29 protein-coding genes are annotated in these 24,827 nt (G+C 61.5%); 9 read left to right on the top strand and 20 right to left on the bottom strand.

The genetic code is table 11. From position 1 onward, the window contains the following. The first annotated feature begins 40 nt into the window (after nt 1-40). The 4 genes from WNY61_RS04715 to WNY61_RS04700 are packed head-to-tail and all read left to right on the top strand — an operon-like array spanning nt 41 to nt 3,226. On the top strand, nt 41-1,399 hold the full coding sequence (locus WNY61_RS04715) for a sodium:proline symporter (protein WP_342850296.1): 1,359 nt from the start codon (nt 41-43) through the stop codon (nt 1,397-1,399). Nucleotides 1,400-1,441: 42 nt separating this feature from the next. Then, a complete protein-coding gene (locus WNY61_RS04710) occupies nt 1,442-2,530 on the top strand; it encodes an ABC transporter ATP-binding protein (RefSeq protein WP_342850295.1) in 1,089 nt (362 codons plus the stop codon). Further along, nucleotides 2,527-2,877, top strand: a complete 351-nt coding sequence (locus tag WNY61_RS04705; protein WP_342850294.1) for a Lin0512 family protein — start codon at nt 2,527-2,529, stop codon at nt 2,875-2,877. Before WNY61_RS04710 ends, WNY61_RS04705 begins: the two co-directional genes overlap by 4 nt. Further along, nucleotides 2,870-3,226, top strand: coding sequence for a Lin0512 family protein (locus WNY61_RS04700; protein WP_342850293.1), 357 nt, complete (start codon nt 2,870-2,872; stop codon nt 3,224-3,226). Before WNY61_RS04705 ends, WNY61_RS04700 begins: the two co-directional genes overlap by 8 nt. 7 nt (nt 3,227-3,233) lie before the next feature. Here the strand turns inward: WNY61_RS04700 and WNY61_RS04695 are convergent, their stop codons facing one another. Then, on the bottom strand, nt 3,234-3,896 hold the full coding sequence (locus WNY61_RS04695) for an HTH domain-containing protein (protein WP_342850292.1): 663 nt from the start codon (nt 3,894-3,896) through the stop codon (nt 3,234-3,236). Between the two features lie 186 nt (nt 3,897-4,082). On the opposite strand from WNY61_RS04695, the gene WNY61_RS04690 reads away from it, so the two are divergent. Genes WNY61_RS04690 through WNY61_RS04675 form a run of 4 tightly spaced genes read left to right on the top strand, consistent with a single transcriptional unit; the run spans nt 4,083 to nt 6,727 of the window. Then, nucleotides 4,083-4,352 carry a twin-arginine translocase TatA/TatE family subunit gene (locus tag WNY61_RS04690; protein WP_342850291.1) on the top strand — a complete coding sequence of 90 codons (270 nt, stop codon included), beginning with the start codon at nt 4,083-4,085 and terminating at the stop codon, nt 4,350-4,352. Between the two features lie 4 nt (nt 4,353-4,356). Further along, the gene (tatB, locus tag WNY61_RS04685; protein ID WP_342850290.1) at nt 4,357-5,019 is read left to right on the top strand and encodes a Sec-independent protein translocase protein TatB; all 663 of its coding nucleotides are present in this window, start codon (nt 4,357-4,359) and stop codon (nt 5,017-5,019) included. A 5-nt stretch (nt 5,020-5,024) separates the two neighbouring features. Then, nucleotides 5,025-5,882: a twin-arginine translocase subunit TatC gene (gene tatC, locus WNY61_RS04680; protein WP_342850289.1), complete on the top strand. Its 858-nt coding sequence runs from the start codon at nt 5,025-5,027 to the stop codon at nt 5,880-5,882. Further along, a complete protein-coding gene (locus WNY61_RS04675; protein WP_342850288.1) occupies nt 5,879-6,727 on the top strand; it encodes an ATP-binding protein in 849 nt (282 codons plus the stop codon). Before tatC ends, WNY61_RS04675 begins: the two co-directional genes overlap by 4 nt. 64 nt (nt 6,728-6,791) lie before the next feature. Here the strand turns inward: WNY61_RS04675 and WNY61_RS04670 are convergent, their stop codons facing one another. The 11 genes from WNY61_RS04670 to cysG all read right to left on the bottom strand — a co-directional run bounded on the left by WNY61_RS04670 (nt 6,792) and on the right by cysG (nt 16,283). Next, complete coding sequence (locus tag WNY61_RS04670) at nt 6,792-8,060, bottom strand: peptidoglycan DD-metalloendopeptidase family protein (RefSeq protein WP_342850287.1); 1,269 nt, start codon at nt 8,058-8,060, stop codon at nt 6,792-6,794. Between the two features lie 49 nt (nt 8,061-8,109). Continuing rightward, nucleotides 8,110-8,766 (bottom strand): protein-L-isoaspartate(D-aspartate) O-methyltransferase, encoded by a 657-nt coding sequence (locus WNY61_RS04665; protein WP_007120302.1) that lies wholly within the window; start codon nt 8,764-8,766, stop codon nt 8,110-8,112. After that, nucleotides 8,763-9,548: a 5'/3'-nucleotidase SurE gene (gene surE, locus WNY61_RS04660; RefSeq protein ID WP_342850286.1), complete on the bottom strand. Its 786-nt coding sequence runs from the start codon at nt 9,546-9,548 to the stop codon at nt 8,763-8,765. Before surE ends, WNY61_RS04665 begins: the two co-directional genes overlap by 4 nt. A 72-nt stretch (nt 9,549-9,620) precedes the next feature. Further along, nucleotides 9,621-10,274: an SDR family NAD(P)-dependent oxidoreductase gene (locus WNY61_RS04655; protein WP_342850285.1), complete on the bottom strand. Its 654-nt coding sequence runs from the start codon at nt 10,272-10,274 to the stop codon at nt 9,621-9,623. A gap of 65 nt (nt 10,275-10,339) precedes the next feature. Then, complete coding sequence (locus tag WNY61_RS04650; protein WP_007120305.1) at nt 10,340-10,600, bottom strand: hypothetical protein; 261 nt, start codon at nt 10,598-10,600, stop codon at nt 10,340-10,342. 188 nt (nt 10,601-10,788) lie between these two features. Further along, the gene (locus WNY61_RS04645; RefSeq protein ID WP_342850284.1) at nt 10,789-11,637 is read right to left on the bottom strand and encodes a ferredoxin--NADP reductase; all 849 of its coding nucleotides are present in this window, start codon (nt 11,635-11,637) and stop codon (nt 10,789-10,791) included. A 68-nt stretch (nt 11,638-11,705) separates the two neighbouring features. Beyond that, complete coding sequence (locus WNY61_RS04640) at nt 11,706-12,137, bottom strand: DUF934 domain-containing protein (protein ID WP_342850283.1); 432 nt, start codon at nt 12,135-12,137, stop codon at nt 11,706-11,708. Further along, nucleotides 12,134-12,925: a phosphoadenylyl-sulfate reductase gene (locus WNY61_RS04635; RefSeq protein WP_342850282.1), complete on the bottom strand. Its 792-nt coding sequence runs from the start codon at nt 12,923-12,925 to the stop codon at nt 12,134-12,136. The genes WNY61_RS04640 and WNY61_RS04635 overlap by 4 nt, the downstream gene beginning before the upstream one ends. Then, nucleotides 12,915-14,591: a nitrite/sulfite reductase gene (locus WNY61_RS04630; RefSeq protein ID WP_342850281.1), complete on the bottom strand. Its 1,677-nt coding sequence runs from the start codon at nt 14,589-14,591 to the stop codon at nt 12,915-12,917. Before WNY61_RS04630 ends, WNY61_RS04635 begins: the two co-directional genes overlap by 11 nt. Continuing rightward, nucleotides 14,591-14,887, bottom strand: a complete 297-nt coding sequence (locus WNY61_RS04625; RefSeq protein ID WP_342850280.1) for a DUF2849 domain-containing protein — start codon at nt 14,885-14,887, stop codon at nt 14,591-14,593. Before WNY61_RS04625 ends, WNY61_RS04630 begins: the two co-directional genes overlap by 1 nt. Nucleotide 14,888: 1 nt before the next feature. Then, nucleotides 14,889-16,283, bottom strand: coding sequence for a siroheme synthase CysG (gene cysG / locus WNY61_RS04620; protein WP_342850279.1), 1,395 nt, complete (start codon nt 16,281-16,283; stop codon nt 14,889-14,891). A gap of 144 nt (nt 16,284-16,427) precedes the next feature. Between cysG and WNY61_RS04615 the strand changes: the two genes are divergently transcribed. After that, entirely contained in the window at nt 16,428-16,889 is a 462-nt protein-coding gene (locus WNY61_RS04615; RefSeq protein WP_007120312.1) for an Lrp/AsnC family transcriptional regulator, read from the top strand. A 39-nt stretch (nt 16,890-16,928) separates the two neighbouring features. Here WNY61_RS04615 and tpiA read toward each other — a convergent pair whose 3' ends face one another. The 8 genes from tpiA to WNY61_RS04575 all read right to left on the bottom strand — a co-directional run bounded on the left by tpiA (nt 16,929) and on the right by WNY61_RS04575 (nt 24,677). Beyond that, a complete protein-coding gene (tpiA, locus tag WNY61_RS04610; protein ID WP_342850278.1) occupies nt 16,929-17,678 on the bottom strand; it encodes a triose-phosphate isomerase in 750 nt (249 codons plus the stop codon). 85 nt (nt 17,679-17,763) lie between these two features. Further along, entirely contained in the window at nt 17,764-18,126 is a 363-nt protein-coding gene (locus WNY61_RS04605; protein ID WP_067265014.1) for an iron-sulfur cluster assembly accessory protein, read from the bottom strand. Nucleotides 18,127-18,180: 54 nt separating this feature from the next. Next, entirely contained in the window at nt 18,181-18,894 is a 714-nt protein-coding gene (locus WNY61_RS04600) for a DUF3307 domain-containing protein (protein ID WP_342850277.1), read from the bottom strand. A gap of 125 nt (nt 18,895-19,019) precedes the next feature. Next, on the bottom strand, nt 19,020-19,625 hold the full coding sequence (locus WNY61_RS04595; protein WP_342850276.1) for a hypothetical protein: 606 nt from the start codon (nt 19,623-19,625) through the stop codon (nt 19,020-19,022). Nucleotides 19,626-19,739: 114 nt separating this feature from the next. Beyond that, nucleotides 19,740-20,951 carry a glycerophosphodiester phosphodiesterase family protein gene (locus WNY61_RS04590; RefSeq protein WP_342850275.1) on the bottom strand — a complete coding sequence of 404 codons (1,212 nt, stop codon included), beginning with the start codon at nt 20,949-20,951 and terminating at the stop codon, nt 19,740-19,742. Nucleotides 20,952-21,138: 187 nt separating this feature from the next. Beyond that, nucleotides 21,139-21,501 carry an SUF system Fe-S cluster assembly protein gene (locus WNY61_RS04585; RefSeq protein ID WP_120351293.1) on the bottom strand — a complete coding sequence of 121 codons (363 nt, stop codon included), beginning with the start codon at nt 21,499-21,501 and terminating at the stop codon, nt 21,139-21,141. A gap of 91 nt (nt 21,502-21,592) precedes the next feature. Further along, on the bottom strand, nt 21,593-22,975 hold the full coding sequence (rimK, locus tag WNY61_RS04580) for a 30S ribosomal protein S6--L-glutamate ligase (RefSeq protein WP_342850273.1): 1,383 nt from the start codon (nt 22,973-22,975) through the stop codon (nt 21,593-21,595). 76 nt (nt 22,976-23,051) lie between these two features. Then, nucleotides 23,052-24,677, bottom strand: a complete 1,626-nt coding sequence (locus tag WNY61_RS04575; RefSeq protein WP_342850272.1) for a mechanosensitive ion channel domain-containing protein — start codon at nt 24,675-24,677, stop codon at nt 23,052-23,054. Nucleotides 24,678-24,827: the final 150 nt, after the last annotated feature.

The raw sequence follows: 24,827 nt of genomic DNA, 5'->3' as shown, positions 1-24,827 counted from the left end.
CGCTAACGCTTTAAGGATCCGCCAAGAAAGGCCCGCGCCCATGCAAACCACCGTTTTGATTGTCCTCTTCGCCGCTGTCATCCTTGCCAGCCTGCTGGTCGCGCCACGTCGCGCCACGGTCGAAGGTTTCTTTGGCGGAGCCAATGCGGCAGGCCGCGCGCCGGGGCTTTGGGTGCTGGTGCTAAGCCAAGTCACCACATGGATTTTCGCCCGCAGCCTAATGAACGCGGCGATCTTGGGCTATTTCTACGGCATTGCGGGCACGGTGGCTTATGCAGCCTACTACGGCTCGTTCCTCACGGGTGGTTTCATCGTCGGGCACCTGCGCCGCGGCGGCGCTCGGTCTGTGCAGGATTGGCTGAACGGGCAGTTCGGGCGCGTGGGAACGGGGGCTTATAACCTCGTGATCGGCCTGCGGCTCTTGTCCGAGGTCTTTGCCAACCTGCTGGTCGTGGCGCTGATTTTCGAAGCGGTCTGGCCCGGGTCGGGCACGTTGGCAGTGTTGATCGTGGCCGCTTTGGGCTTTGGCTATTCGGCATGGGGCGGGCTGTCTGCCGCGCTGCGCACAGACGTGGTGCAGATGCTGGTGTTTCTCGTGGTCTTTGGCCTCGCGCTCGGCGCGCTGCTGCTCAGCCCCGGTTTCGAGCTTGGCGCGGTGCTGAGCGCCCCGGGCGTGTCGGGGCCCTATAATGGCTGGGTGCTTTTAGTCGTGGCGCTGCTGCAGGTGTTCTCCTATCCCGCCCATGATCCGGTGATGATGGACCGCGGCTTTCTTGCGGATGAGGCGACGACGCGGGCTTCCTTCCTCCACGCCTTTTGGATTTCAACGCTGTGTATCATCGGCTTCGGCTTTTTTGGCATCCAAGCCAGCCTGACTGGGGCGGCCTATGAGGGCGAGCTGATCGGCACATGGGGGCTGATGTTCCCCGGCTGGATTTTCGTGGCGCTGATGCTGTCTTTGCTGGTCTCGGCGCTCTCCACGCTCGACTCGGCGTTGGCGTCCGCCGCGCGGCTGATGGTTGAGGAATGGCGCATCGCACCGCGCAGCCTGATGGGCGGGCGGCTGGTAATGGCAGGGTTCATGATCTTGGGCGCGCTGCTGACGCTTTGGGGCAATGCCACGCTGTTCGACGCAGTGGCGGTCAGCGGGACGGCGTCGATGTTCCTCACCCCGGTGCTGCTGGTCGGGCTGGTGGCCGGACGGCGGATTGCGGTTTGGAGTTACCTTGCCGCCTTCGCCGCTGCCATGTTTGGGGCGACGGTGTACTTCGCACGGGGCTGGGCGCCCGTCGCAGCGCTTTTGCCTGAGGGGCATAAATACGAGCAATTGCTGGCAATCTGTGTGCTTGTACTCCTCGCTGGTTTCGCAGCGGTGCTTGCGGGGGCGCGGCGAGGCTGATAGCTGGGTTCCCGAGCGATTTGATCGGATACCGCAAGTTCCATGAGTGACCCCACCCCCCGACTGGAAATCAAGAACCTGCGCCGCAGCTATGGCGGGCGGCAGGTGGTCGACGACGTGTCCCTGCAGATCATGCCGGGGCAGGTGACCTGCCTGCTTGGCCCCTCGGGCTGCGGCAAATCCACGACCCTGCGGATGATCGCGGGGGTTGAGATGCAAGACAGTGGCACGATCCATGTCGATGGCAAGTTGATCTGCGACACGGTATTTCGTGTCCCGCCCGAGCGGCGCGAGATTGGGTTGATGTTTCAGGATTTCGCCCTGTTTCCGCATCTGAGCGTGGCCGACAACGTGGGCTTTGGTCTCAAGAAGGGCACCAAGGCCGAAAAACGCGCCCGGATTGAATTGCTGCTCGAACGGGTGGACCTGCTGCGCTACATTGACGGCTACCCGCACCAGCTTTCGGGCGGTGAGCAGCAACGTGTGGCGCTGGCCCGTGCACTCGCCCCGCAACCGCGTATCATGTTGATGGATGAACCCTTCTCCGGCCTCGACAACCGCCTGCGCGACGGCATCCGCGATGAGACGCTGAGCATCCTGAAAGAAGAGGACACCGCCGTTCTTCTGGTCACCCATGAGCCGGATGAGGCAATGCGCATGGCCGATGAGATCGCCCTGATGCGTGATGGCAAGATCGTCCAGCAAGGCGCGCCTTACAATGTCTATACCCGGCCCGTTGACCGCGCTTCGGTCGCATTTTTCAGCGATGCCAATGTGTTGGAGGCCACGGTGAACGGTGCACTGGCCGAGACGGTCTTTGGTGAGTTCCTCGCCCCCGGTCTGCCGGATGGCACCAAGGTGAATATCGTGTTCCGCCCGCAGCATCTACGGATCGACTTCGACCGCGCCGGGCAAGGGCCGCGCCCCACATCGACCGATGGCACCCCGGCACGCGCGGTGGTCGAACGCGCGCGCTTTATGGGCAACGAAAGCCTTGTGGAATTTGTCCTCGACCAAGACGGCTCGCGGCTCAAAGCCACGGTGCCGAACGTTTTCCTGCCGCAACCCGGCGCTGTCATGTGGCTGACCGTCCGCCGCGACCGCTGCTTTGTCTTTCCGGTGAAATCATGACCCCGTTAATGGTGGAATTCGGCATGGGCTCGTCCCTGCGCCGGGGCGACTATACCCAAGCCGCCAAACGCGCCGTGCAGGATGCGCTGTGGCATAAATCAATCAATCTGGCCGAACTCTTTGGCTTTGATAAAGCCGACATGCGCATCACCCTCGACGTGGGCGTGCAGCGCCCCGATCTGGTGGATGCCGGCGCACTGCGGGCAGTCTTCCCTTACGGCGAAGTGACGGTGAACCTGCACCACGGCGGCCTCGACGTGCCGCGCCCCGAAGGGGAGGGCAACCCGACCGTGATGGCCAATGTGGCGCTCTCCGTGGGGTTTGACATGGAGCGCAGCGATGGCTGAACAACGGATCATCATCGAGATGGGCATGGGCAACGATCTGCATGGGATGGACTATACCAAAGCCTGCGCCCGCGCGATCGAAGACGCCTTGCGCCATTCTTCCCTGCCGCTGTTTGGCGCGTTGGATGTGACGCCAGACCAAATGCGCGTGCAGGTCACCGTGGCGGTGCAGGAGCCTGAAAAGGTGGATATCGACGCGCTGGTGGCAAAGCTGCCGCGCGGTCGGGCTGAGGTGCGTGCCGTGATGGGCGGGCTGAATGTGCCGACGGGGCAGGATACGATCGTGGTGGCACAGGCGAGTGTCGAGGCGTTCTTGCCCCCCCAAACCGGTTGGCGGCTCAAACGTTGACCCGCGTTCAGGTCCAGTAATCCGCCAAGGTCTTCCCCGGCTCGTCGACGAAAAGTTCGGGCAGGGCCTCGGCGCTCTTGATCAAGTCGAGCCGGAAGGTGGCGAAGCCCTCTGTACCCTCGCACCACGCGGTCAACACCCAGAACCGGCCCAAATTCTCAACCTTGAGGGGGCGGACGACTTGGCTGCCGCTGTCCGCCACCCCGATCCGTAACTTCTGACGCGCCTGAACCGCAGCCCGCAGCACCGGGAGATGGGCGAAGACCCGTGTGGCTTTGCCCTGCGACCTCAGCGCCTGAGACCAAGCGGCCCCCTCGGCGACGGTCTCGGTCGGTAAGACCGCGTCGAACTTCGCGGCCAAAGTCTCTGCCGCCTCTTGCAGGGCGGGATCCCCAACCTCCGCCGCCACCGCAAGGCCGAGGTTCAGCGCTTCAAGCTCTGCCGGGGTCAGGGTCAGCGGGGGCAGGGTGATCGCGGGCGTGATCCGGTAGCCCTCGCCACGTGTGCCTGCAATGGGGAGGCCTGAGGCGCTGAGCTTGTCCATATCGCGATAAATCGTGCGGGTGGAGACGCCAAAGCGACGGGCCAGATCCTCGGCCCGGTGCACCTGCCCATCCCGCAGCCGGTCGATCAGCGCCACAAGGCGGTCTTCGGTTCTTACTGACACCATCGGCTCCTATTCAGCGCTCCTGACAAAAACATGTCACAATAGAGATTGCACGCCCGAATTTCTGCCTCCCACCCCACGCAGAACCGCCGCCACGCCGCTTTGCCCCTTCATGGTCCCGGCGCGGCCCGCTATCACAGGCAGGACAGGCGCTGCATGACTTGCGCCAAACATGATGGGAGAACAGACATGTTGAACAATATCGGACTGCCGGGCCTACTGCTGATCGCGGTTGTCGTGCTGGTGCTTTTTGGCCGCGGCAAAATTTCCTCGCTCATGGGCGAAGTCGGCAAAGGCATCACCAGCTTTAAAAAGGGCATCAGCGAAGGCGAAGAAGAGAGCAAGCACACGGACGACATCAAACACGTCGACGAAGTGCATCACGCTGACCTGCCAGAGCATACCGATCAGGGCACGCATCCTCGCACCGACTTGAAGACCGACAAAGACCGGGTGTAACCGCATGTTCGATCTGGGTTGGACGGAACTGCTGGTCATCGGCGTCGTGGCCTTGATCGTGGTCGGCCCCAAGGACCTGCCTGTGCTGTTTCGGCGCGTCGGGCAATTCGTGGGCAAAGCCAAGGGCATGGCGCGTGAATTCAGCCAAGCCATGAACGATGCCGCTGATGATAGCGGCATGCGCGAGATGTCCTCGTCGTTGAACAAGTCGTTGAAAACCGCGACCAACCCGCTTGGCAGTGCCATGGACGAGGTAAAAGACGCGACCCGCTCGCTGACGAATTTCGACCCCGAGAGCGAGACCGGCAAACTCGCGGCGCAAAAGGCGGAGGATGTGAAAAAGATCCAAGCCAGCACCGCCCGCGCAGCAGCAGAACGCAAACAACGCGAGGCGACAGAGGCCATGGCGCAGGCCGATGCGGCAGAGGCGAAGCTGTCTGACGCGGCCCCGGCAGAGACAGGGGCCAAGACCGCCACTGCCAAGACGCCTGCGAAAAAGACGGCACCTGCGCGGCCCGTGATCGAAAAAGATGCGGCCAAACCCGTCCCTGCCAAAGCAGCGCCCAAAAAGCCTGCCGCCAAGAAACCTGCCGCTAAGAAACCCGCTGCGAAAAAGCCTGCCGCCAAGAAGCCAGCGGCAGCCAAACCTGCCGCGAAAAAAGAGTAAGTTGAATGAGCGCCTCTGACGATTACGATATCGACGACAGCTCGGCCCCGCTGATCGAGCATCTGGCCGAGCTGCGCACGCGGCTCATCCACTCTGTCATCGCTTTCATCATTGGGATGGTGATCTGCTTTACCGTTTGGAACCCGATCTTCAACTTCCTAACCGAGCCCCTGTGCTCGGCCATGGCGGAGCGGGGACAAGAAGATTGCGGGCTGATCCTGATCAAACTGCAGGAAGGTTTCTTCGTCGCGATCTCAATCTCGCTCTTAGGCGGTCTTGTGCTGGGCTTTCCTTTCATTAGCTACCAGTTGTGGCGCTTCGTCGCGCCGGGGCTTTATAAAAACGAGAAGGGGGCGTTCCTGCCCTTTCTGATCTCCTCGCCGGCGATGTTCTTCCTCGGCGCCTCCTTTGCCTTCTACGTCGTCACCCCGCTGGCGTTCGATTTCTTCCTCGGGTTCCAGCAGGCGGGCACGCTCGTCGGTGAAGGGCCGGATGGTGAGAGCGGCATTGCGGCCATTGCCTTCCAAGGCTCGGCGCAGGAGTATTTGTCGCTCACCATCAAGTTTATCGTGGCTTTTGGTCTGTGCTTTCAGCTTCCCGTTCTGCTGACCCTTATGGGCAAGGCCGGGCTGGTCAGCTCCGAGGGTCTGGGAAACGTACGTAAATATGCTGTGGTGGCGATCCTTTTACTGGCAGCCCTTGTCACACCGCCGGATGTGATCACGCAGGTGATCCTCTTCGTCGTTGTCTACGGCCTTTACGAAATCTCGATCTTCCTCGTGCGCCGTGTTGAGAAAAAGCGCGACGAAAAACTGCGCGAAGAAGGTTACTTCGATGATGAGGACGAGGAAGACCTGCTGTGATCGATGACCCGATGGACCGCATCGCCGCGGCGCTGGAGCGTATGTCTCCGGCGCCGCTCTCAGCCCCCGACTTTGACGCGGCGACGGCCTTTGTTTGGCATACAGACCCCGAACGTCTGGTTCCGGTGGCAAAGGTTGCGCGAATTGATCTGCCGCTGTTGATTGGCGTTGACCGTGCGCGGGATACGCTGCTGGCCAACACGCGTCAGTTTGCGGCCGGATTGCCCGCCAATAATGCGCTTCTATGGGGCGCGCGCGGTATGGGGAAATCTAGCCTTGTCAAAGCGATACATGCGGATGTTCAGTCATCACATGAAGGTTTGCGTATCGTGGAATTGCAGCGCGAAGATCTGCCTTCAGTCGGGCGTCTGCTAAGCCTGCTTCGGGGTGCGTCGCAGCGGTTTATCCTGTTCTGCGATGATCTCAGCTTTGGCCATGATGACGCGCATTATAAGTCGCTGAAGGCCGTGCTGGATGGCGGTATCGAAGGGCGGCCCGATAACGTCGTGCTCTATGCCACCTCCAACCGTCGTCACCTGATGCCGCGTGACATGATCGAAAATGAACGTGGCAGTGCGATAAACCCTTCCGAGGCGGTCGAGGAGAAGGTCTCTCTCTCTGATCGGTTCGGGCTTTGGCTGGGGTTCCACCCCTGCGATCAGGATCAATATTTGGCGATGATCCGCGGCTATTGCGATGCGTTTGGCGTCAAGATCGACGATGACACTCTGCGCGTGGAAGCAGTAGAATGGCAGGCCACACGTGGTGCGCGTTCAGGCCGTGTGGCGTGGCAATATTTTGTGGATTTGGCTGGCCGAAAGGGTGTCGCCGTCTCAGGAGGCTGAGCAGCGATCTGTCGGAGAGTAGCAAAGGGGTCTGCAATATCTGCAGACCCCTTTGTTTGTTGTCTTACTGAATGTAGGGCGTCGGGTCGACGCTCTCAAAGCCTTTGCGCACCTCGAAATGCACATGCGATTCCGATCCGCCGCGCAGTTTGGCGATCTGCTGGCCTCGGCTGACGCTGTCACCTTTGGCGACGTTCACGCCCTCCACATTTGCATAGACGGTCAGCAGGTTGTCGGGGTGACGCACCACGACAATCGGGATGCCGTCGGCGCTTTTGGTAATGGCGGCTACGGTGCCCCCTTCGGCGGCCTTCACCGGCGCACCGGGGCTGCCTTGGATGTTGATGCCCTCGTTCTTGCCCTTCGAATAAGCGCGGATGATCGAGCCTTGGACGGGCGGTGTCATCTTGGAGGCTTTGGCAGGTGCAGTCGGCTTGCCGACATCGGCGACAGGTTTCGCAGGCTCGGCCTTGGGCGGCAGCGGCTGCGCTGTGTCATCTTGGGGCAGCGGTTTGGCTGCCGACGGTGGTGTCGGCGTGGGGCTGCCCGCGCCCGGCGCGCTGGTGACCGGTGGCGGGGGAGGCGATGCAATGGCGCTGGAAGCGGTGTTTGTTGCTTGACGTGGGGGCGCTTGTTTCTCAACCGGGATCAAAAGGAATTGCCCTTCCCGGATTGCGAAATCAGGGCCAAGGCCATTCCACTCGGCCAGCGCCTTAACCGGCACGTTGTAAAGCCGCGCAACGGTATAGGCGGTCTCGCCCCGTTCGACCCGGTGGCGCACCGGTTCTGTCGATGGCGATGGTGCGGGCTGGGGCGATGGTGCTGGACGAGTCGCAGGAGTGCTGATGCTGCTGCTTACGGGCGGCAGGCTTTGGGTTTGCACATTGGGGGTCGCAGGCGCGCGGTCGATGGCACTGCCCGCGAGGGTGGTGATATCAACACTGCCATTGGTGCCGGGCGCGGGTTCGGCCACGCGGCGCGGCAGGGCGATGATTTCGCCTTGGCGCAGTGGCACGCCCAGTTCGATGCCATTATACCGGGCCAATTCGTTGCTGTCGGTCCCCACGCGCCCGGCCACATCCGCCAGCGTATCACCGCGGCGCGCGACGGCGACTTGGTAATTGGGGTAAGCAATCACGCCCCGCGCATCGGCTTTGGGTCGGTCCGCAAGCGGGCCGCGCGCGGCCTCGGCAGTTGAAAAACCATCACCAAAGGTACTGCGCATATCGTAATCAAGCGGCTGATTTTCGCAACCGGCCAGCAATATCGCACTGGTTCCGGCCATTAGGGTCAGCCGCGTGGGGCGGCGCAATCGTGTTTGGCGCATCTGCATGTCCTCATCTTCGCCCCTGAATGGTATGGGGCGCTGTCTCTCTAACCTATTAACCGTCCTTGCCCAAGCCTTCCAGCAGGGGGACAAAGCGCACGGCACGCAATTCGTCGTATTCCAGCCCATCGGCGGTCTTTCGCACGCGGATGAGGTGTTGCACGGTGTCGGATTGGCCCACGGGCAGCACCATGATGCCGCCTTCTTTGAGCTGGGCGAGCAGGGGGCCGGGCGGGTCTTCGGCGGCGGCGGTCACGATGATCCGGTCGAACGGCGCCTGTTCGGCAAGGCCAAAGCTGCCGTCGGCGGTGATCGCAGTAATGTTGTTGAGATCCATCGCCTCAAATACGCCACGCGCCTCTTGCACCAGACGGCGGTGTCGGTCGATTGTATAGACCCGCCGCGCGAGCTTGCTGAGGATCGCGGCCTGATAGCCCGAGCCGGTGCCGATTTCGAGCACCTTATCGCGCGACGATACTTGCAAGGCCTGGCTCATCAACCCCACCACTGAGGGCTGGCTGATGGTCTGGCCGCAGGCGATGGGCAGGGGCATGTCCTCATAGGCGCGGCTGGCAAAGAGGCCGCGGATAAAGGGGCCGCGGTCAATCGCTTCCATCGCTGTCAGCACGCGCGCATCGGTCACGCCCTTGGAGCGCAGCGCGTAGAGGAACTGCATCTTGCGTTCCGCCTCAGAGATCGGCTCTTCGTTCATCCGTTGATGCCTGTGAGTGTTTCAAGCGCTGCGTGGTCCGTCAGGTCACAGCGCATTGGCGTGACCGAGACATAACCATCAAGATTCACGCAGGCGTCACTGCCGGGTGCTGTTTGCACGCGCTGATCGCCGCCTTTAATCCACAGAAAGCGGCGGCCCGACGGGGACAGATGCGCTTCGGTGGCAAAGCCGGTGCCGGGGCGGCGGCCCTGAGGGGCGAGCCGGATGCCGCGCACGTCCGCGCCCGCGACGGGGGGGAAGTTAACGTTGTAGAAAAGACCATAGGCGGCGTCTTCGGTGGGGCTGTGGTCCAGAATGCGGCGGCAGGTTTCAACGCCGTGTTGGGCGGCCGCTTCAAACGGATCGGCAAGATCGCGGTTGGCGGGGCCGTAGTATTGCGACAGGGCGATGGCGGGCAAACCTTGCAAAGCGGCCTCAATCGCGCCGCCAAGGGTACCAGAGTAAAGCGCGTTCTCAGCAGCGTTATTGCCCCGGTTCACGCCGGAAAGCACCAGATCGGGGGGCGCTGCCGTCATCGTGTCATGGATAGCGGCGAGCACGCAGTCGGCGGGGGAGCCTTCGGTGGCAAAGACACGGTCGTCCAATTGCGAGATCATCATCGGCTTGGTGTAGCTGATGCAATGGCCCACGCCGGATTGCTCAAACGCAGGTGCAACGGTCCAGACCTCGCCCTCGGGCCCGGCCAATTCCTCGGCGATGGCGCGCAGCACGGCCAGACCGGGCGCGTTGATGCCGTCATCGTTGGTAATCAGAATACGCATGAAAGGCCCCTTTTTGCCTTGATAGGCGAGGGGCGGACCGGCGGCAAGCGCAGCGCGCCGGTGCCGCGCGGTTCAGGAGGCGGAGTTTTCCGAAAGTTGCGCCAATACCGCAGCGGCCTGCGTAGCCGTGTCGCTGAGCGCCGTGCGGTCTTCACCGGGGAAGAAACGCGCGCGGGTGGCGGTGGGCATCGGCTGGGGCGTGATGATATGCACGCGCGGGCCGATTTGTGCGGTCTCAACCTGCCAAGAGGTCGCCAGTGCGATCTGCGCGGCCTTGGTGGCGCCGTAGCTGCCAAAGAACTTCGTGCCAGCGCGCGGATCGTCAAAGAAGACCGCTGTGCCATCCGCCCCAAGAAGCGGCGAGACAAAGGTGATCAGCCGCGCCGTGGCGGTGATATTGCCCGCGATGGATTTCTCCATATCCTTGGCGTCGATGTGGTCAGTAGGGGTCAGCGGGGCGGCATGCACGGCGCAGTGGAGCCAGAGGTCAAGCCCGCCCCAACGGTCGTGGATTCCACGGCAGAGCACGGCCATCGCATCGGCGTTGGTGATGTCCATCGGAGCCAATGTGGCACTGCCGCCCTTGGCTTGGATGCGGTCATCCAACTCTTCCAACGCGCCGGTCGTGCGACCCACGGCGATGATGTGATGGGTAGGGGCCAAAGCCTCTGCCAATGCGGCCCCAAGGCCGCGCGACGCGCCGGTGATTAATGCTGTCTTGCTCATGCCCGCGATGTGCACTGCCCCGCGCGGCAGGTCAAGAGGCGCGGTGTCGCGCCTCTTTGGACGCGTCAGCCTTGCGGCAAGCGCAGGACTTTGTTGCCGCGACGGCTGGAGAGCACGAGTGTGCCCTGTCCAATAGCCGCCACAACGCCGCCAGCAACTTGATCGCCCACTTCGACGCGGGAAATTTTGCCACCGCCTTCGCGGATCAGTGCGCCGGGCGTGGAGTCGCTGCCAAAGATGCCAATCAGCGCCGTGTTAGACAGGTCGGCTTTTTCGGTTGCCAGATCGGTGACTTTCTTAGGGGTCGGGGTCCCAGTGCTCGCCATGATATGCCTTTCGCCTTGTTACGTTCCGCGCGGCAGTCCCCCGCGCGTGCAAGCCGTCAGCTAACCCGTGCCGCAGTGCGGCGGAAGGGGGCGGATTTTGGATGCGCAGGGTTCTGCCTGATCGTCGGCAACGCAGCGCCGACGATGCTTGGTGTAACGTTGCGACCTTTCGGAAGGCTTAATTTGCGTTAGCCGACAAAGGCCTTTTCAACGACGAAATGTTGGGGGTCGGAGTTGGCACCCTCGGTCAGACCAAAGCCTTCTAGAATCTCCATGATATCCTTGTTGAAGCCCAAGCTGCCGCAGACCATAGCGCGGTCATGGGCGGCATTGATCTGAGGCACGCCCTGATCTTTGAACACGGTGCCGTCCTGCAAAAGGTTCGTAATACGGCCCATTTTGGGGCTCTCTTCGCGGGTGGTGGTCGGGTAATAGCGAATCTTAGCGAGGTTTTCGGTGCCGATCAGCTCTTGCATCAGCTCGTCGGCTTTTAGCCCTTCGATCAGCTGGCGGCCATATTCCAACTCTGCCACATCGCGGCAGGTGTGGGTGACGATAACCTCGTCGAATTTCTCGTAAGTTTCCGGCTCGCGCAGCAGGCTTGCAAAGGGGGCAAAGCCGGTGCCAGTCGCAAACATCCACAACCGGTCGCCGGGCAGCAGCGCGTCATGCACCAGCGTGCCGACTGGCTTGGGCCGCAGGATGATCTGATCGCCGGGCTGGATGTGCTGCAGTTTCGAGGTCAGCGGGCCATCCTGCACCTTGATTGAGTAGAACTCCAACTCATCGTCCCACGCGGGCGAGGCAACGGAATAGGCGCGCAGCAGCGGTTTTTGCTTGCCGGTCTCGGGGTGCGGATCGCCCATGAGGCCGATCATGACGAACTCGCCTGAGCGAAAGCGCAAGCTCGCCGGGCGGCTTACCCGGAACGAAAATAGCTGGTCGGTCCAGTGGGTGACCGACGTCACGGTCTGGGCGTCCGGCAATGTCGGGATGGGTTTGGCGGCGGTTTGGTTCACTTTGCTCTGCTCGGTCATCATGGTTTCCGCAAATCGGTTTGCGGCCTCTACTTATGGCAAGGAAGGGGTGAGGGCAATGTAGCGGCCTATTTGGCCGCCGTTGCCTGCGGGGAAGCCGCGCCACGCAGGCGCGATTGATAGTCATGGGCCTGCCAATCGGCGCGGGCGAGCCACTGGTGTTCTGGCTGGCGGGCGGCCAGATCATCGTCGATTTCGACTTCATCAAAACCCGCGCGGCGCGCCATGGCATATTGATCGGCCAGCACATGCCCTTGGGCGCGCAAGCGGCCCGTGTAGCCGCGCAAGCGCAGAATACGGGCGATTGTAAAGCCACGCCCATCCGCGAAAGAGGGGAAATTGACGCGGATCATCTCCAGCGCCGGGCTGAGTGTCACGGCATGGGCGTCGGCGTCAGAGGCCAGATCGATAGCGCGGCAGTCGTTTGCCGCCCCTTCGCCACAATAGCCATGGGTCCAGTCGTCGGCGGTGAAACCCTTGTCGGTTACGAGTACGCTCATGATTTTTCTCCTGTTCGGACCACTTTGCCGTTCACAAAGTGGATGCCGCATTCTTCTTTGTTCTGATCGCGCCAGCGTCCGGCACGCGGGTCTTCGCCCGGTGCCACCGGCGAGGTGCAGGGCGCGCAGCCGATCGAAGGGTAGCCCTTGGCCACCAGCGGATGTCGAGGCAGGCGGTTCTCGGCGATGTAATCGGCCACATCCGAGGTTGCCCAATAGGCCAGCGGGTTCACCTTGATGCGCGGGGCGGAACCGTCTTTGGGGATTTCCACCTCAAAGAACTTCAGCGTCGCGCGGCTGCCGGATTGAAAGCGTTTGCGCCCGGTGATCCAGCCGTCATAGCCCGCCAGCGCGTTCTGCAGGGGCCGCGTTTTGCGCAATGCGCAGCAGGCGTCGGTGTCGTATTGGTGCAGCGTGCCATCGGGATCCTGCGCTGCGATCTCTGCGCTGCGCAGCGTGGTGACCTTGCGCAGGCCGAGGCGTTCGCTCAGCTCCTGCTGGTAGACAAGCGTTTCGGCAAAGAGCATCTCGGTGTCGATAAAGAGCACCGGGATATCCCGCGACACCATTGAGGCAAGGTGCAAGAGCGCCACCGATTCCGCGCCGAAGCTTGAGACGAGGGTGAGGTTCTCGATCTCGGCATAGGCGCGGCGGATGACATCCGTGGCCCCGTGGTGGCGCAGGTCCGCGTTGAGCTGTGCGACTTTTTCCTCGACCGCGCGCAGCCCCTCGGGAGGTCGCGCAGCGGTATTTGAAAAAGGATGAAGTTCAGGGGTATCAAGCGGCATCGGCCCGGTCCTTGTCCGCCGTCTCGGGGTAGAGCACGGCCTTAAAGGGCGCGAGACCCAAGCGGCGGTAGGCTTGCAGGAAGGTCTCGGTGGGATCGTTGCGCAAGTCGAGATATCCCAGCACCAGACGTTCGATGGCCGGGATGATTTCCTCTGCCGAGAAACCGGGGCCGGCGCGCTCACCGATGCTGGCGTTTTCGGTGCCGTCGCCGCCGAGCGTGATCTGGTAGTTCTCCACACCCGCGCGGTCGAGGCCGAGGATCCCGATATGGCCCACGTGGTGGTGGCCGCAAGCGTTGATGCAGCCTGAGATCTTGATCTTCAGCGGGCCCACGTCGTGCTCCAGCTTCAGTTCGTCGAAACGGGTGGCGATTTCTTGGGCGATGGGGATCGAGCGGGCGGTGGCCAGCGCGCAATAGTCCATGCCGGGGCAGGCGATGATGTCTGAGATCAGGCCGATGTTGGCGGTGGCCAGTTTGGCCTCTTTCAGGGCGGCATGCAGTTCGGGCAGGTCGCTGCGGTGCACATGGGGCAGGATCACGTTCTGCTCGTGGCTGATGCGCAGCTCGTCATGGCCGAAGCGGCGGGCGAGGTCGGCCATCACGCGCATCTGGTCAGCGGTGGCATCTCCCGGTGTGGCGCCGTGGGCCTTGAGGCTGATCGAGACAATGGCATAGCCCGGCGCGCGGTGCTCGGCGAGGTTGGTGTCGGCCCACGCGCGGAAGACGGGATCGTTGGTATAGGCAGACTCGTAGGCCGCGAGGGAGGCGGTTTTGAACTTGGGTGCGGCGAAATCGGATTCGATGCGCGACAGCACTTGTTGATCCACGCCGGTGAATTGGCTGCGGATCAGCGCATATTGCGCGTCCACACGGGCGCGGATGTCTTCGATGCCGTTCTCATGCACCGTAATCTTGATGCGCGCTTTGTATTTGTTATCGCGGCGGCCCAGCACGTTATAGACGCTGACGATAGCTTCGAGCGTGGGCAGCAAGTCGTCGGCACTGACGAAATCATAGAGGACCTTGCCGATCATCGGGGTGCGGCCAAGGCCGCCACCGACGATGACTTCGAAGCCCTGTTCGCCATCGCGTTCGACGATGCGCAGCCCGATGTCATGGGCTTTGATGACCGCACGGTCGGCGGCGGCACCGGTGACGGCGACCTTAAACTTGCGCGGCAGGAATTGGAATTCCGGGTGGTCGGTGGACCATTGGCGGATCAACTCGGCCACGGGGCGCGGGTCGGCGACCTCATCGGCGGCGGCACCGGCGAAATGGTCGGCGGTCACGTTGCGGATCGTGTTGCCGGAGGTTTGGATGGCGTGCAGGTTCACCTCGGCCAGTGCATCGAGCATGTCGGGCACGTCGCGCAACTCAGGCCAGTTGTACTGGATGTTCTGGCGCGTGGTGAAGTGGCCGTAGCCCTTGTCCCATTTCTCGGCGATGAAGGCGAGCTTGTCCATCTGAGCGCTGTTGAGCGTGCCATAGGGGATCGCCACGCGTAGCATATAGGCGTGCAGTTGCAGATAGAGGCCGTTCATCAGGCGCAGGGGTTTGAACTCATCCTCAGTCAGCGAGCCGTCGATGCGGCGCTCGACTTGGGCGCGGAACTGAGCGTTGCGCTCGGCGAGGAATTTATCGTCGAATTCGGTATAGCTATACATCACAGGGTCTCCTGTTTGCCGTGGGCGTAGTTCGACGGGCCTTTGGCGCGGAACTCTTCGCGGAAGTGAGTAGGGCGGGGGCCGCCCGTTTCGGGGGCCACATCGGCGAGGTAGACGCCAACGACCAGATCATGCTGGGTCAGCGCGTCGATCATGCGCAGGTCTGCGTCAGCCTCATCGGTCAGCACTTCGGCCTCGGCGAGGCTGCGGGTCCAGCCTGTGGCGGTTTGATAGACGACATCGCCTTCGAGCAGGGCGTTGGCGGTGATGACCTTGGGGGTGAAAGGCTTGGGCATATCAGGCCAGCTCCTCTAGCGGGGTTTCATTGGCAACTTGGACGGCGGCGCGCGGGGCGAGGCCGTAGAAGGTGAGCGCGGGGCCGGTCATTTCGGCATCGGCCAGATCGCGCGGCAGATCGTTGAGCGTGGTGGACAGCACCCGTTGATCGGCGCGCGAGGCGTTTTCGATCACAGTCACGGGCGTGGCGCGGTCGGCGCCGTGCATCAGCAGGCGGCCTTGGACGAAACGGGCTGATTTCTTGCCCATATAGATCGCGGAGACCTCGTTCGGGCGGGCAAGGGCGGCCCAGTCGTGATCGGCGAAGCCTTTCATATCATGCCCGGTCAGGAAGCGGACCGAGGCATTACGGCCGCGTTTGGTCAGGCTTTGACCGATGCCCGCCACGGCGGCAGAGGCGGCGGTGATGCCGGGCACGATGTGCCAGCCGATGTCATAAGCGTCGACCGCGTCGATCTCTTCGTCGAGGCGGCCAAAGACCGTTGCATCGCCGGATTTCAGCCGTACGACCTGCGCGCCGCTTTGAGCGTGCTCGACGAGCAGGGCGTTGATGTGATCTTGGGCAGTGGAGGGGCCGAAACCCTCCTTGCCCACGTCGATCATCAGCGCTTCGCGGCGGGCCAGTTCGAGGATCTCGGGGCTGATCAAGCGATCATAGATCACCACATCGGCCTCATCCAGCGCGCGGCGGGCTTTGAGGGTCAGCAGTTCCGGATCGCCGGGGCCGCCGCCAACGAAAGCCACATGGCCGCCGCGGGCGTCGCGGGTAAGGTGAGTTTGCAGCAAGTCTTTCAGCGCCGGGTGCACGGTATCCTTGCCTTCGGCCATGGCGCGGGGGCCAGTGGCGAAGTAATACTCACGCCAGAAATCGCGGCGCGCGCGGCCCATGGGCAGGGCGTCGGCCAGTTTGCGAAAGCCTTTGCCGATCCGCGCGAGCGGGCCAAGGGTGACGGGCAGGCGCTCTTCCAAATCGGCTTTGATGGCGCGGGCCAGCACCGGGGCGGCGCCTTCGGTGCCGATGGCCACGGTCACCGGGTCACGGTCGACGATGGCGGGGGTGATGAACTGGCTGTCGTGCAGATTGTCGACGATGTTGACCAAAACACCAGCCGCGCGGGCAAGGGCTGCGTTCTCGGCATCCAACAAGTCGTCTTCATCGGCGGCGTAGAACAGCAGCGCGCCGGGCAGGTCGGCGGCGGTGAGGGCGCGGCAATGGAGGGTTAGCTTGCCTGCAACGTGCCAGTCGACGATCTCGGGTGCGGGGTCAGACGCGAAGATGTGCAGGGCTGCTTTGGTTTTCATCAGCAGGCGCAGCTTGGCCAGCGCCGCTTCGCCGCCGCCGGAAAGGAGGATCTTTTGCTCGCTGGTGGCGAGGAAGATGGGAAAGTGATCCATGATGCGTCCTGTATTCTGTTTGACCTGACCTCATATATAGGAAATATTCCCGATAATTGGCTATATGCTGGCGCAGATAAGAACATGTGTTCGCTATGGCCGTAGGTTGAGCATGAACGTCCTGCCGGGACGAGAAAGAAGAGAATGACTGTCCGAATAGATGAGACCGACCGGAAGATTTTGGCGCAGCTTCAGCGCGATGCCAGCCAATCGCTGGACGATATTGCGCGCGAAGTGGGCTCTTCGAAGACACCTGTATGGAATCGCATCCGCAAGTTGCGTGAGGCCGGAGTGATCGGCCAGCAGACGGTTGTGCTGGATTCAGAGGCGCTTGGGTTTGAGGCGTGTTTCTTTGTTTTGATCCGCACGTCAGAGCATGAGGCCGCCTGGCAGGCAGCGTTTCTCAAGGCGCTGCAAGATCGGCCTGAGGTGCAAGAAGCGCACCGTTTGGCGGGAGATATCGACTATATCCTTAAGGTACGGGTCAAGAACGCCCGGGCCTATGACGTGTTCTATCAGGCGCTGATCTCAGAGGTGAAGGTGCACAACGTGACGGCGCTTTTGTCGATGGAAGAGATCAAATCGACGACGATGCTGCCGCTGTAAGAACGCGGGGCCGGGCATCACTGCCCGCCCCGGTTTTTTTTAGGATTGTGTGAGAGCAGTCACAATGGGCGCGAAGTCTTCGGCCTTGAGGCTGGCCCCACCCACCAGCGCGCCGTCGACGTTTTCCACGGCGAAAATCTCGACAGCATTCGCGGCCTTGACCGAGCCGCCGTAGAGCAGGGGAAGCGCATTGCCGATATCTGCACCGAAACGACTGATGAGGCGCGTGCGGATGAAGTCATGCACTTCTTTGATCTGCGCGATGCTGGGCACTTTACCGGTGCCGATGGCCCAGATCGGCTCATAGGCGATCACGGCATTCTCAGCGTCAACAGCATCGGGGAGGGAGCCATCAAGTTGACCGCCAATGATGTCGAGCGTTTGGTCGGCGACCCGCTCGGCCTCGCTCTCGCCAATACAAACGATGGCGGTGAGACCGGCAGCCCAAGCGGCACAGGTCTTCGCCTTAACGTCGGCGTCCATCTCACGATGCAAATCGCGACGCTCGGAGTGGCCGAGGATCACATGGGTGGCACCTGAATCGGCGACCATCGTGGCTGAGATATCACCGGTATAAGCGCCTGCGTCCTCGGCGTGGCAATCCTGCGCGCCGATTTGGATCGGGGTGCCGTGGGTCGCGTCGGTGGCGCGAAACAGCAGGGTGCTGGGCGGGCAGATCACGACCTGAGGCGGGTTTTCGGGCAGGCCAGTGGCAAGGCTGTGAAGCTCCGCCAAAGAGGCGGCGGTGCCGTTCATCTTCCAGTTGCCGGCGGCGATTTTGGGGCGCATCGGATCCGTCCTGATCTGTTGATATTGCTAGATCAGTTCGCAGGCCCGTGGCCGTTCGTCAAGGCCGTGGCCCGGACCCGCGCGGTTACTTCGCCCCGAGGCTTTCGTCGAACTTGATGGATTCGCCGCATCCGCAGGCTTCGGTCACATTGGGATTGCGGAACTTGAAACCGGACTCGAGCAGCGTTGTCTCATAGTCGATTTCAGTGCCGAATAGGAACATCTGCGCCATCGGCGCGATCATCACGCGCGCGCCGTCTTGCTCAACCACCTCATCGTTGGGGTCGGTCGCTTCGACATATTCCATGGTGTATTCCATGCCCGCACAGCCGCCCTTTTTGACGCCAATGCGCAGCCCTGCGTGGCCCGCCGATTGCATCAACTTTGCAATCTGGCCAGCGGCTTTGGGGGTCATGGTGACGGCTTGCTTGCCGGGTATGCCAAACATCAGAAATTCTCCTATGCCGCCAAGATAAGGGTGCACGGCGGCGATCTCAAGCCGTCAGTAGGAATTCATTGCAGCCTTGGTGGCAAAGGCCACGATGAGCGCCCAGCCAAAGGACGCCAGCGTACCGATAATGACGTATTCGCTGATTTTTTGGTTCTTTTTCACCGTATCGAACCGCAGAATTGATTTTGCCGCGATGAGAAAGCCGATGCCCGCAGGCTCACCAATCATAACCATGAGGAAAATCAGCGCACGTTCCAGCAGGCCGATGATACGGCCGGCATTATCAAGCCCATCGGGCTGGGCCTGCGCCTTATGAGGCAGCATCAAGCCACCTACGGCCGGGCCGCCTGCAAGGGTGGCGGTGATCTGCCCCGAAAGGAAGAGGGCGGGCGGAATAAGCGTTGTGCTGTGGGCGGCCCAGATGCCGCTGGCGAAAGCCTCAGGCGCATAGAGGGCAAGGAGCGCGATGGTGACGAGATGCGCGGCCTGATCGGTAAGATAGGGCCAAAGTCGTTCTCGGTGCTGCTCTGACACGGCGTAGGTTTTGGCCGCATCAATTCCGACGTGGGCGAGGGCGAGAAGGGCGGCGGGGATGATGCTGCCACCAAGGGCCAGTGCCGTCAGGGCAAAGACGATGACGCCGTGCAGCAGGAGCACTTGGGGTTTGCGTTTGGCAGTCACCATCGCATTCGTCTGAAAGACGAAATCTGCCAACAGATGGGCGAGCAGGCAAGCGAGGGCGGTGGTGATGGCCTGTTCGGTCATATGGGTTCCGGCTGTTGAGGATGGGGGCATTTGAAAAGCTGCAGCGGGCTATGACAAGGGTCTTTCTCAGCAGTAAATACAGTCTTTTTTGGCTGTAATTGGATATAACAGCTTTAATGGGTTGTTCACTGTTCCTCCAGTATGTCGCAGACCTCTCGCAACTCATCGATCCCCGCCGCGTCGACATGGCCCTGCACGCTTTGCTGAGTGAGGTCGAACTGCTGCGCGAGGCTGGCTTGCACAGGGGGCTCGGGCGCGAGCATATAGTAAGCGACATCGGCCTGCCTCATCGTCCACCTCCCTACGATCCGGTCGGCGAGGGGGAGAGCCGCGCGCAGGCTGAGCGGGGCATCCGGCGCATTCATGCGCCGCGCGCGGGGCATGGCATCAAGCGCGTGACCGGAGCGAACCAGCGCCGTCCCATCGGCGCGGGAGAGGTCATCACCGGCGAAATGCGCATCACCCAATCCGATCCCGAAACGCGTGTCTGCGGTCTTGCCGCACCGGCGCACGGCGGCCCGCAGGACGAGGGCCGCGCGAAAGGTGAACTGAGGCGCCACGGCCATTTGCCAGCCGTCACCGCGAAAGCGGGTCATACGTGTGGGATGGCTTTGCCAAGTTGCGACGGCGTCGGCCGCGTCATCAAGACGGGCGAAAACCGCGTCCAATTCCGCGCGTGTCATCGCGGTGGATTTTACGATATCGCCGGTAAAAATAGCCCAAGTTTCCATGGCTTGCCTCTTGTTTCGCACAATGTCGCAGGAAGGCGAAACCCATGCAAGCCCGGCCAAAGAAAAGGGCCGCCCGGTGAGGGGCGGCCCAAATGGTCAAAAGCGTGAGGCGGATCAGAGGCCCATGCAGTTCGCGTAGTAGGTCACGGTCGCGGGCCAGTCAGAGAAGACACCGGCCACGCCCACGTCTTGCGCCAGCACATCCAGTGCCACCAGATAGTCGCTGTCATCTTTCACAACATCATTGACCGACTGGAAGTACCAACCGCCACCGGAGGCCAGCGGGCCGGACCGCTCCAGCGTCCAAGCGATCAGGGTCAGACCCGCCTCTTTCGCGGCCATGGCATAGTCAGAGCCTGCAATCGCGCCATCCTTGTTGGTCAGCAGCATGTTGAGCGATGGGGCGAGATAATTCACGCCCTTGGCCTTCAAGTCAGCGAAATCTTCGGCCCATGTTTCGGGGTTCTGTTCGTCAAAACCGTCTTCCCACTGCACCAGATAAACGGCCTGCTTGCCGAATTCGGGTGTGTTCTCAACCCAGTAGAGCACATCGTCGAGGTCGAAGGACTGTGGCCAGACATCAGAGGCGGGGATGCCTGCGGCGACATATTCATCGACCAGCTTTTGCGCGTAATCTTCCTGAGAGAAACCATCATGGGGCATCTCGACGGAAGCGGATTTCAGCTCGGGGGTGAACTTGACGCCCAAGGATTTGAACAGGTCGATGGATTCTGCATGGGTCATCAGATCGGCTTTGTCGCTGTAAAGCTCGGTGCGGAAGCTCGCCACGCCGCCTTGATAGTCTTCTGCTGTCGTGGCGGTATTGTCGGCGCTGTCCATCTTGGGCGTGAGGGTGCGGAACTCTGCCAAGGTGATGTCAGACGTGCGGCATTCGGCGCTGGCGGGCGTGTCGCCCGAGGCAGCGGTAAAGCCGGTGGTGCATTTCTCGGCCAGATCGGAGACAAGGATGTTGGTGGTGGTGTGCAGGTCGTTCTGCGCGTGACGGCAGACCAGTTCATGATCGGCGGTAAAGGTCACGTCGCATTCCAGAATGCCAGCGCCCATGCGGGCCGCGGCGACGTTGGATTGCACGGTATGTTCGGGAAACATCAGCGGGGCGCCGCGGTGACCGATGGAGAAATCAGACTTGGAGGCATCTTGACCCATGCAGGAGGCCAGCTTGTCCTTCAATTCGCCATCGGGAAGCTTATCCACCAGATAGGCCGGACGGGACCCGTAGTTGACTGCAGTGGCGGCGGCATGGGCGTCGGCCAGCGCCATACCGGGCGTGAGGGCCAGAGCGGCAAAAGAAACAAGTGTACGCATGATGTTATCCGTTCGTGAGTGAAGTTCTGCGGCTTCTATGGAAGACCGGTGTAACGGCTTCACGACGGCGCGATGTCAGTCAAATGAACTATGCACGATAAATGCATATTCTGCGACCGGGCCAAAAGAAAACGCCGCCAATTTCCAATATTGACGGCGTTAATTATTCACTCTGCGGCGCTAGAGCTTACATGAAGCCCAGTTCAAGCCGCGCTTCGTCAGACATCATGTCCATGCCCCATGGCGGCTCCCAAACCAGCGCTACTTCGACTTGCTTGACGCCAGCGAGCGGTTCAACGGCATCGGCCACCCATCCCGGCATCTCACCTGCGACGGGACAGCCGGGGGCAGTCAGCGACATCTTAATGTCGACTTCGTTCTCATCATTAATGTCGATGGTATAGATCAACCCCAGCTCATAGATATTGACCGGGATTTCAGGATCATAGACCGTGCGACAAGCCTCGACAACCTGCTCGTAAAGCGGGTGATCGGTGGACGAGGGCGCAATCAGCGGTGTCCCTTCGAGCGGTTGGGTCTGTTCGGTCATTTCTAGCCTCGCATCATTCTCGACTTTTTATATAGGGATTGCGGGCGGGGGCGTAAAGTGGCCCAGAGCACGCGGGGCAGGCGTTGCCCCGTCATCCTCCCTTGCGACGCCGCGCAGGTTGCGGCTTCACGCGGGCTTCGATCTCATCATAGACCTTACCGACAATATCTTTGCTTGTCGCCTTCTCAATTCCCTCGAACCCGGGAGAGGAGTTGACCTCAAGCACCTTCGGCCCCGTCTCGGAGCGCAGCAGGTCCACCCCGGCGATACCAAGGCTGAAGGCCCGCGCTGCACGCACGGCGGTGTCGCGCTCTTCTTTCGAGATGCGCACGACCTTGGCTGAGCCGCCCCGGTGCAGGTTCGAGCGGAAGTCCCCGTCCGCCCCGGTACGCTTCATCGAGGCCACGACCTTGCCTGCAACCACCAGACAGCGGATGTCTTCACCGGCTGCTTCCTTGACGAAATCCTGTACAAGGAAGTTGGCACGCAGCCCGCGGAAGGCGTCGATAACGCTCTCGGCGGCCTTTTTGGTTTCGGCCAGCACAACGCCTTTACCTTGGGTCGATTCCAGCAGCTTTACGATCAGCGGCGCGGTGCCTACCAGCGCCATCAGGTTCGACGTATCTTTCGGCGAGGCGGCAAAGGCCGTCGTGGGCATGCCGATCTTTTTCGCGGCCAACACCTGATGCGCGTGCAGCTTGTCGCGGCTGGCAGTGATCCCGGCAGAGCCGTTGACGCAATAGGTGCCAATCGTCTCAAACTGGCGGATCACGGCGGTGCCATAGGGGGTGATTGACGCGCCGATACGCGGAATTACGGCGTCATAGCGGGGCAGGCGCTTGCCGTCGTAATGCACTTCGGGGGCCAGCTGGTTGATCGCCATATAGCAGCGCGTGGTATCGATCACCTCAACCACATGGCCACGGGCTTCGCCGACCTCGACCAAACGGCGGGTTGAGTAGTTGTCTTCCCGGCTGAGTACGGCGATGCGCAGCGCGCGCTGTGGCGCCGTGTGGCGCAGGCTCGCGGTATGGTAGACGTCATAGTTCAGGTCAGGCTGCAAACGCCGCTCGGTTGCAGAAATGTTGATATGCTCGGTCAGCGCCTGACGGCCCAGCAACATGCGGCTCGTCATCCCGGCGCGGTTGGTCAGGGTCACGTCAATGGGCCAGCTTTGGCCATTGACCTCAATGGTTGTGGCGATGACGAAGCGATGTTCAGATTCACCGTTGGAGGATGTCACTTCGCGCCGGTCAATGATCGGCGCGGAACAGGTGATTGAGATATCTTCGCGCCCCGAAATGGGATGCACGTTAAAACGCACTTTGGGTTTGGCCGCGGGGCCAAAAACTTCGATATCATGGGCATGCAGCGCCGAGGTGCGCGCGCCGGTGTCTACTTTGGCTTTGATGGCGGGCAGGCCAAGATCGGGCAGGGCAACCCATTCTTCCCAGCCGAATGTTAGTTTTTCCATTGCCTGCTCCTTGGATCATTGGTCTGTCTGCCTAACCTGCGGCAGAGTTTGCTTCAAGCGGTGCTGTGGTGCTGTTTTAGGGTTTGCCCATATCCGCAGGGGCCGGAGGCAACATGCGGATGTTGTCTTCTCGTTCCATCTTTGCTGCCGCGGCCAACAGTTCTTCGCGCACGCGGCATTCGATGTCCCAGAAGGTCGCCGCGTTGTCGGTCGGCAGCTCAAACCGAACTTTTATGCCAAATGCGTCTTGTTCAAGGACATGGACCTTCGCCTTGTCCATTGGCTTCACATCGTCAGGGTTTTCCCGCGCAAGGAGGTCAAAAAAGACCCGGCGCAGGGCCGCTACGTCAGCATTCTGCGACAGGGTCAGGATGATGGGCCGGATCATGGCGTGGTCCTCGATCGACCAATTCTCGAATGCGTCAGAGACGAAATAGCTGACCGGAACGATCAGACGCGTGCCGTTCCAGTTCAGCAGTTGCACGTAGGTGAAGTGGATACGCTCAACGGTGCAAAAATGCCCCTCAAAAATCAGCTGATCCCCAATCCGAGCGGAGCGGTTTAGCGCGATCTGGATAGAGGCGAGGATATTTCCCAAGACCTCGCGCGCGGCGAAACCCAGCACGATGGTCACCGCACCCGCAGAGGCCAGCAACGATAGGCCGATCGTGTTGTCGGCGTTGCTCGATACCAGGATGACGCCAGAGGCCACCAGCACCGCGATCACGATCACCCCTTTGCGCGCCGCCGCGATTGTGGTGGCGATCGACCGCATATGCGCGTTCATCGGATCGGCCAGCTCATAGGCGTTGTTAGGGCTGATCCGGTCGAAAATCTCATCAAAGGTAAAGACGATGGCGAGGGTGCCAGCCGTCACATAGGCGATTAGCAAAATGGGGCTGAGCACCGCGTCGATAAAGCCTGACACGACCAAGACCCGGCTGGTCGCGGTACCGATGATGGCAGCACAAAGCGCAATAGCCGCGGGCCAACGGAAGGACCGCAGCACAAAGCGCATCCACCGGCGCTTGGCGACCTCACCCAGACGCCGCATAAAGCCGAAGGCGAACCAACCTGCGGTGAATGCCCCCACCAGCAGAAGGGGCAGAAACAGCACTTCCCACAAATACATCCCCCAAAACGCCCTGATCCTAAGCCAATCGGGTAGCATCGTTTCAAGGTCGGTTGGGCCGTATTGGGCGTGAAGATGCGGGATGTTGTCCGTGCTTTGGCGTGAGAAAACCCAAACGGGTTCAGCATCTTTGCCCGGTTTGATCCGGTTCAGCCGCAATGGCACCTCATGGCCGCCAAGCTCCAGACGGTCGATCAGCAAAGAGCGGCGCACGCGTCCAGTGTCATTGTTCTCAGCAGAGCCGGAAAGCCACCCGTCGGGGCGATCCGCCAGCTTCCCCCATGGCACGACGACCTTGCGCTCCATCAGGACCGAAAGTTGAAAAGCACGCTCTGCGCCTATGGCCGCTTGGTCCCCTTGAGGCAGGTCCGACAGATCGAGAATATGTGCAGCACTTGAATAGTGGCCATTGTCGGTCAGGTAGATGAAACTCTCAAGTGCGGCCATCGGTGTGCCGCGATCCAATGTCTCAGGCGGGGGCGGCAGGCCGGGGTTTAGCTCAGTGGTTTCAAACCATCCTTCTTGCGCCTGCCCGACGGTCGCGCCCAGAAAAAGCGCCAGTCCCAGCACAAATGCTCCCACAAGACGAGGAAACACAGACGCAAAAGCGCGGGGGAGTAGGGCAATCCGCTGCATGGATAGCGCAATGTAGCGGGAGTTTTCGCAAATCAAGGCCGCAAGGCAATGGAAGCCGCGAATGGACGCGATCAATCTGGGCGC

Origin of the sequence: Sulfitobacter sp. AS92, assembly GCF_038900015.1 — a bacterium.
Classification (GTDB): Bacteria; Pseudomonadota; Alphaproteobacteria; order Rhodobacterales; family Rhodobacteraceae; genus Sulfitobacter.
Note: the sequence above shows the minus strand (reverse complement) of the source record. Positions and strands in the feature narration are given on the sequence as shown.

Excerpts from the sequence above, each read along its gene's own strand:
- WNY61_RS04715 (WP_342850296.1), top strand. The coding sequence starts at position 41 with ATGCAAACCACCGTTTTGATTGTCCTCTTCGCCGCTGTCATCCTTGCC.
- WNY61_RS04710 (WP_342850295.1), top strand. The coding sequence starts at position 1,442 with ATGAGTGACCCCACCCCCCGACTGGAAATCAAGAACCTGCGCCGCAGC.
- WNY61_RS04705 (WP_342850294.1), top strand. The coding sequence starts at position 2,527 with ATGACCCCGTTAATGGTGGAATTCGGCATGGGCTCGTCCCTGCGCCGG.
- WNY61_RS04700 (WP_342850293.1), top strand. The coding sequence starts at position 2,870 with ATGGCTGAACAACGGATCATCATCGAGATGGGCATGGGCAACGATCTG.
- WNY61_RS04695 (WP_342850292.1), bottom strand. The coding sequence starts at position 3,896 with ATGGTGTCAGTAAGAACCGAAGACCGCCTTGTGGCGCTGATCGACCGG.
- WNY61_RS04690 (WP_342850291.1), top strand. The coding sequence starts at position 4,083 with ATGTTGAACAATATCGGACTGCCGGGCCTACTGCTGATCGCGGTTGTC.
- tatB (WP_342850290.1), top strand. The coding sequence starts at position 4,357 with ATGTTCGATCTGGGTTGGACGGAACTGCTGGTCATCGGCGTCGTGGCC.
- tatC (WP_342850289.1), top strand. The coding sequence starts at position 5,025 with ATGAGCGCCTCTGACGATTACGATATCGACGACAGCTCGGCCCCGCTG.
- WNY61_RS04670 (WP_342850287.1), bottom strand. The coding sequence starts at position 8,060 with ATGCAGATGCGCCAAACACGATTGCGCCGCCCCACGCGGCTGACCCTA.
- WNY61_RS04665 (WP_007120302.1), bottom strand. The coding sequence starts at position 8,766 with ATGAACGAAGAGCCGATCTCTGAGGCGGAACGCAAGATGCAGTTCCTC.
- surE (WP_342850286.1), bottom strand. The coding sequence starts at position 9,548 with ATGCGTATTCTGATTACCAACGATGACGGCATCAACGCGCCCGGTCTG.
- WNY61_RS04655 (WP_342850285.1), bottom strand. The coding sequence starts at position 10,274 with ATGAGCAAGACAGCATTAATCACCGGCGCGTCGCGCGGCCTTGGGGCC.
- WNY61_RS04650 (WP_007120305.1), bottom strand. The coding sequence starts at position 10,600 with ATGGCGAGCACTGGGACCCCGACCCCTAAGAAAGTCACCGATCTGGCA.
- WNY61_RS04645 (WP_342850284.1), bottom strand. The coding sequence starts at position 11,637 with ATGACCGAGCAGAGCAAAGTGAACCAAACCGCCGCCAAACCCATCCCG.
- WNY61_RS04640 (WP_342850283.1), bottom strand. The coding sequence starts at position 12,137 with ATGAGCGTACTCGTAACCGACAAGGGTTTCACCGCCGACGACTGGACC.
- WNY61_RS04635 (WP_342850282.1), bottom strand. The coding sequence starts at position 12,925 with ATGCCGCTTGATACCCCTGAACTTCATCCTTTTTCAAATACCGCTGCG.
- WNY61_RS04630 (WP_342850281.1), bottom strand. The coding sequence starts at position 14,591 with ATGTATAGCTATACCGAATTCGACGATAAATTCCTCGCCGAGCGCAAC.
- WNY61_RS04625 (WP_342850280.1), bottom strand. The coding sequence starts at position 14,887 with ATGCCCAAGCCTTTCACCCCCAAGGTCATCACCGCCAACGCCCTGCTC.
- cysG (WP_342850279.1), bottom strand. The coding sequence starts at position 16,283 with ATGGATCACTTTCCCATCTTCCTCGCCACCAGCGAGCAAAAGATCCTC.
- WNY61_RS04615 (WP_007120312.1), top strand. The coding sequence starts at position 16,428 with ATGACTGTCCGAATAGATGAGACCGACCGGAAGATTTTGGCGCAGCTT.
- tpiA (WP_342850278.1), bottom strand. The coding sequence starts at position 17,678 with ATGCGCCCCAAAATCGCCGCCGGCAACTGGAAGATGAACGGCACCGCC.
- WNY61_RS04605 (WP_067265014.1), bottom strand. The coding sequence starts at position 18,126 with ATGTTTGGCATACCCGGCAAGCAAGCCGTCACCATGACCCCCAAAGCC.
- WNY61_RS04600 (WP_342850277.1), bottom strand. The coding sequence starts at position 18,894 with ATGACCGAACAGGCCATCACCACCGCCCTCGCTTGCCTGCTCGCCCAT.
- WNY61_RS04595 (WP_342850276.1), bottom strand. The coding sequence starts at position 19,625 with ATGGAAACTTGGGCTATTTTTACCGGCGATATCGTAAAATCCACCGCG.
- WNY61_RS04590 (WP_342850275.1), bottom strand. The coding sequence starts at position 20,951 with ATGCGTACACTTGTTTCTTTTGCCGCTCTGGCCCTCACGCCCGGTATG.
- WNY61_RS04585 (WP_120351293.1), bottom strand. The coding sequence starts at position 21,501 with ATGACCGAACAGACCCAACCGCTCGAAGGGACACCGCTGATTGCGCCC.
- rimK (WP_342850273.1), bottom strand. The coding sequence starts at position 22,975 with ATGGAAAAACTAACATTCGGCTGGGAAGAATGGGTTGCCCTGCCCGAT.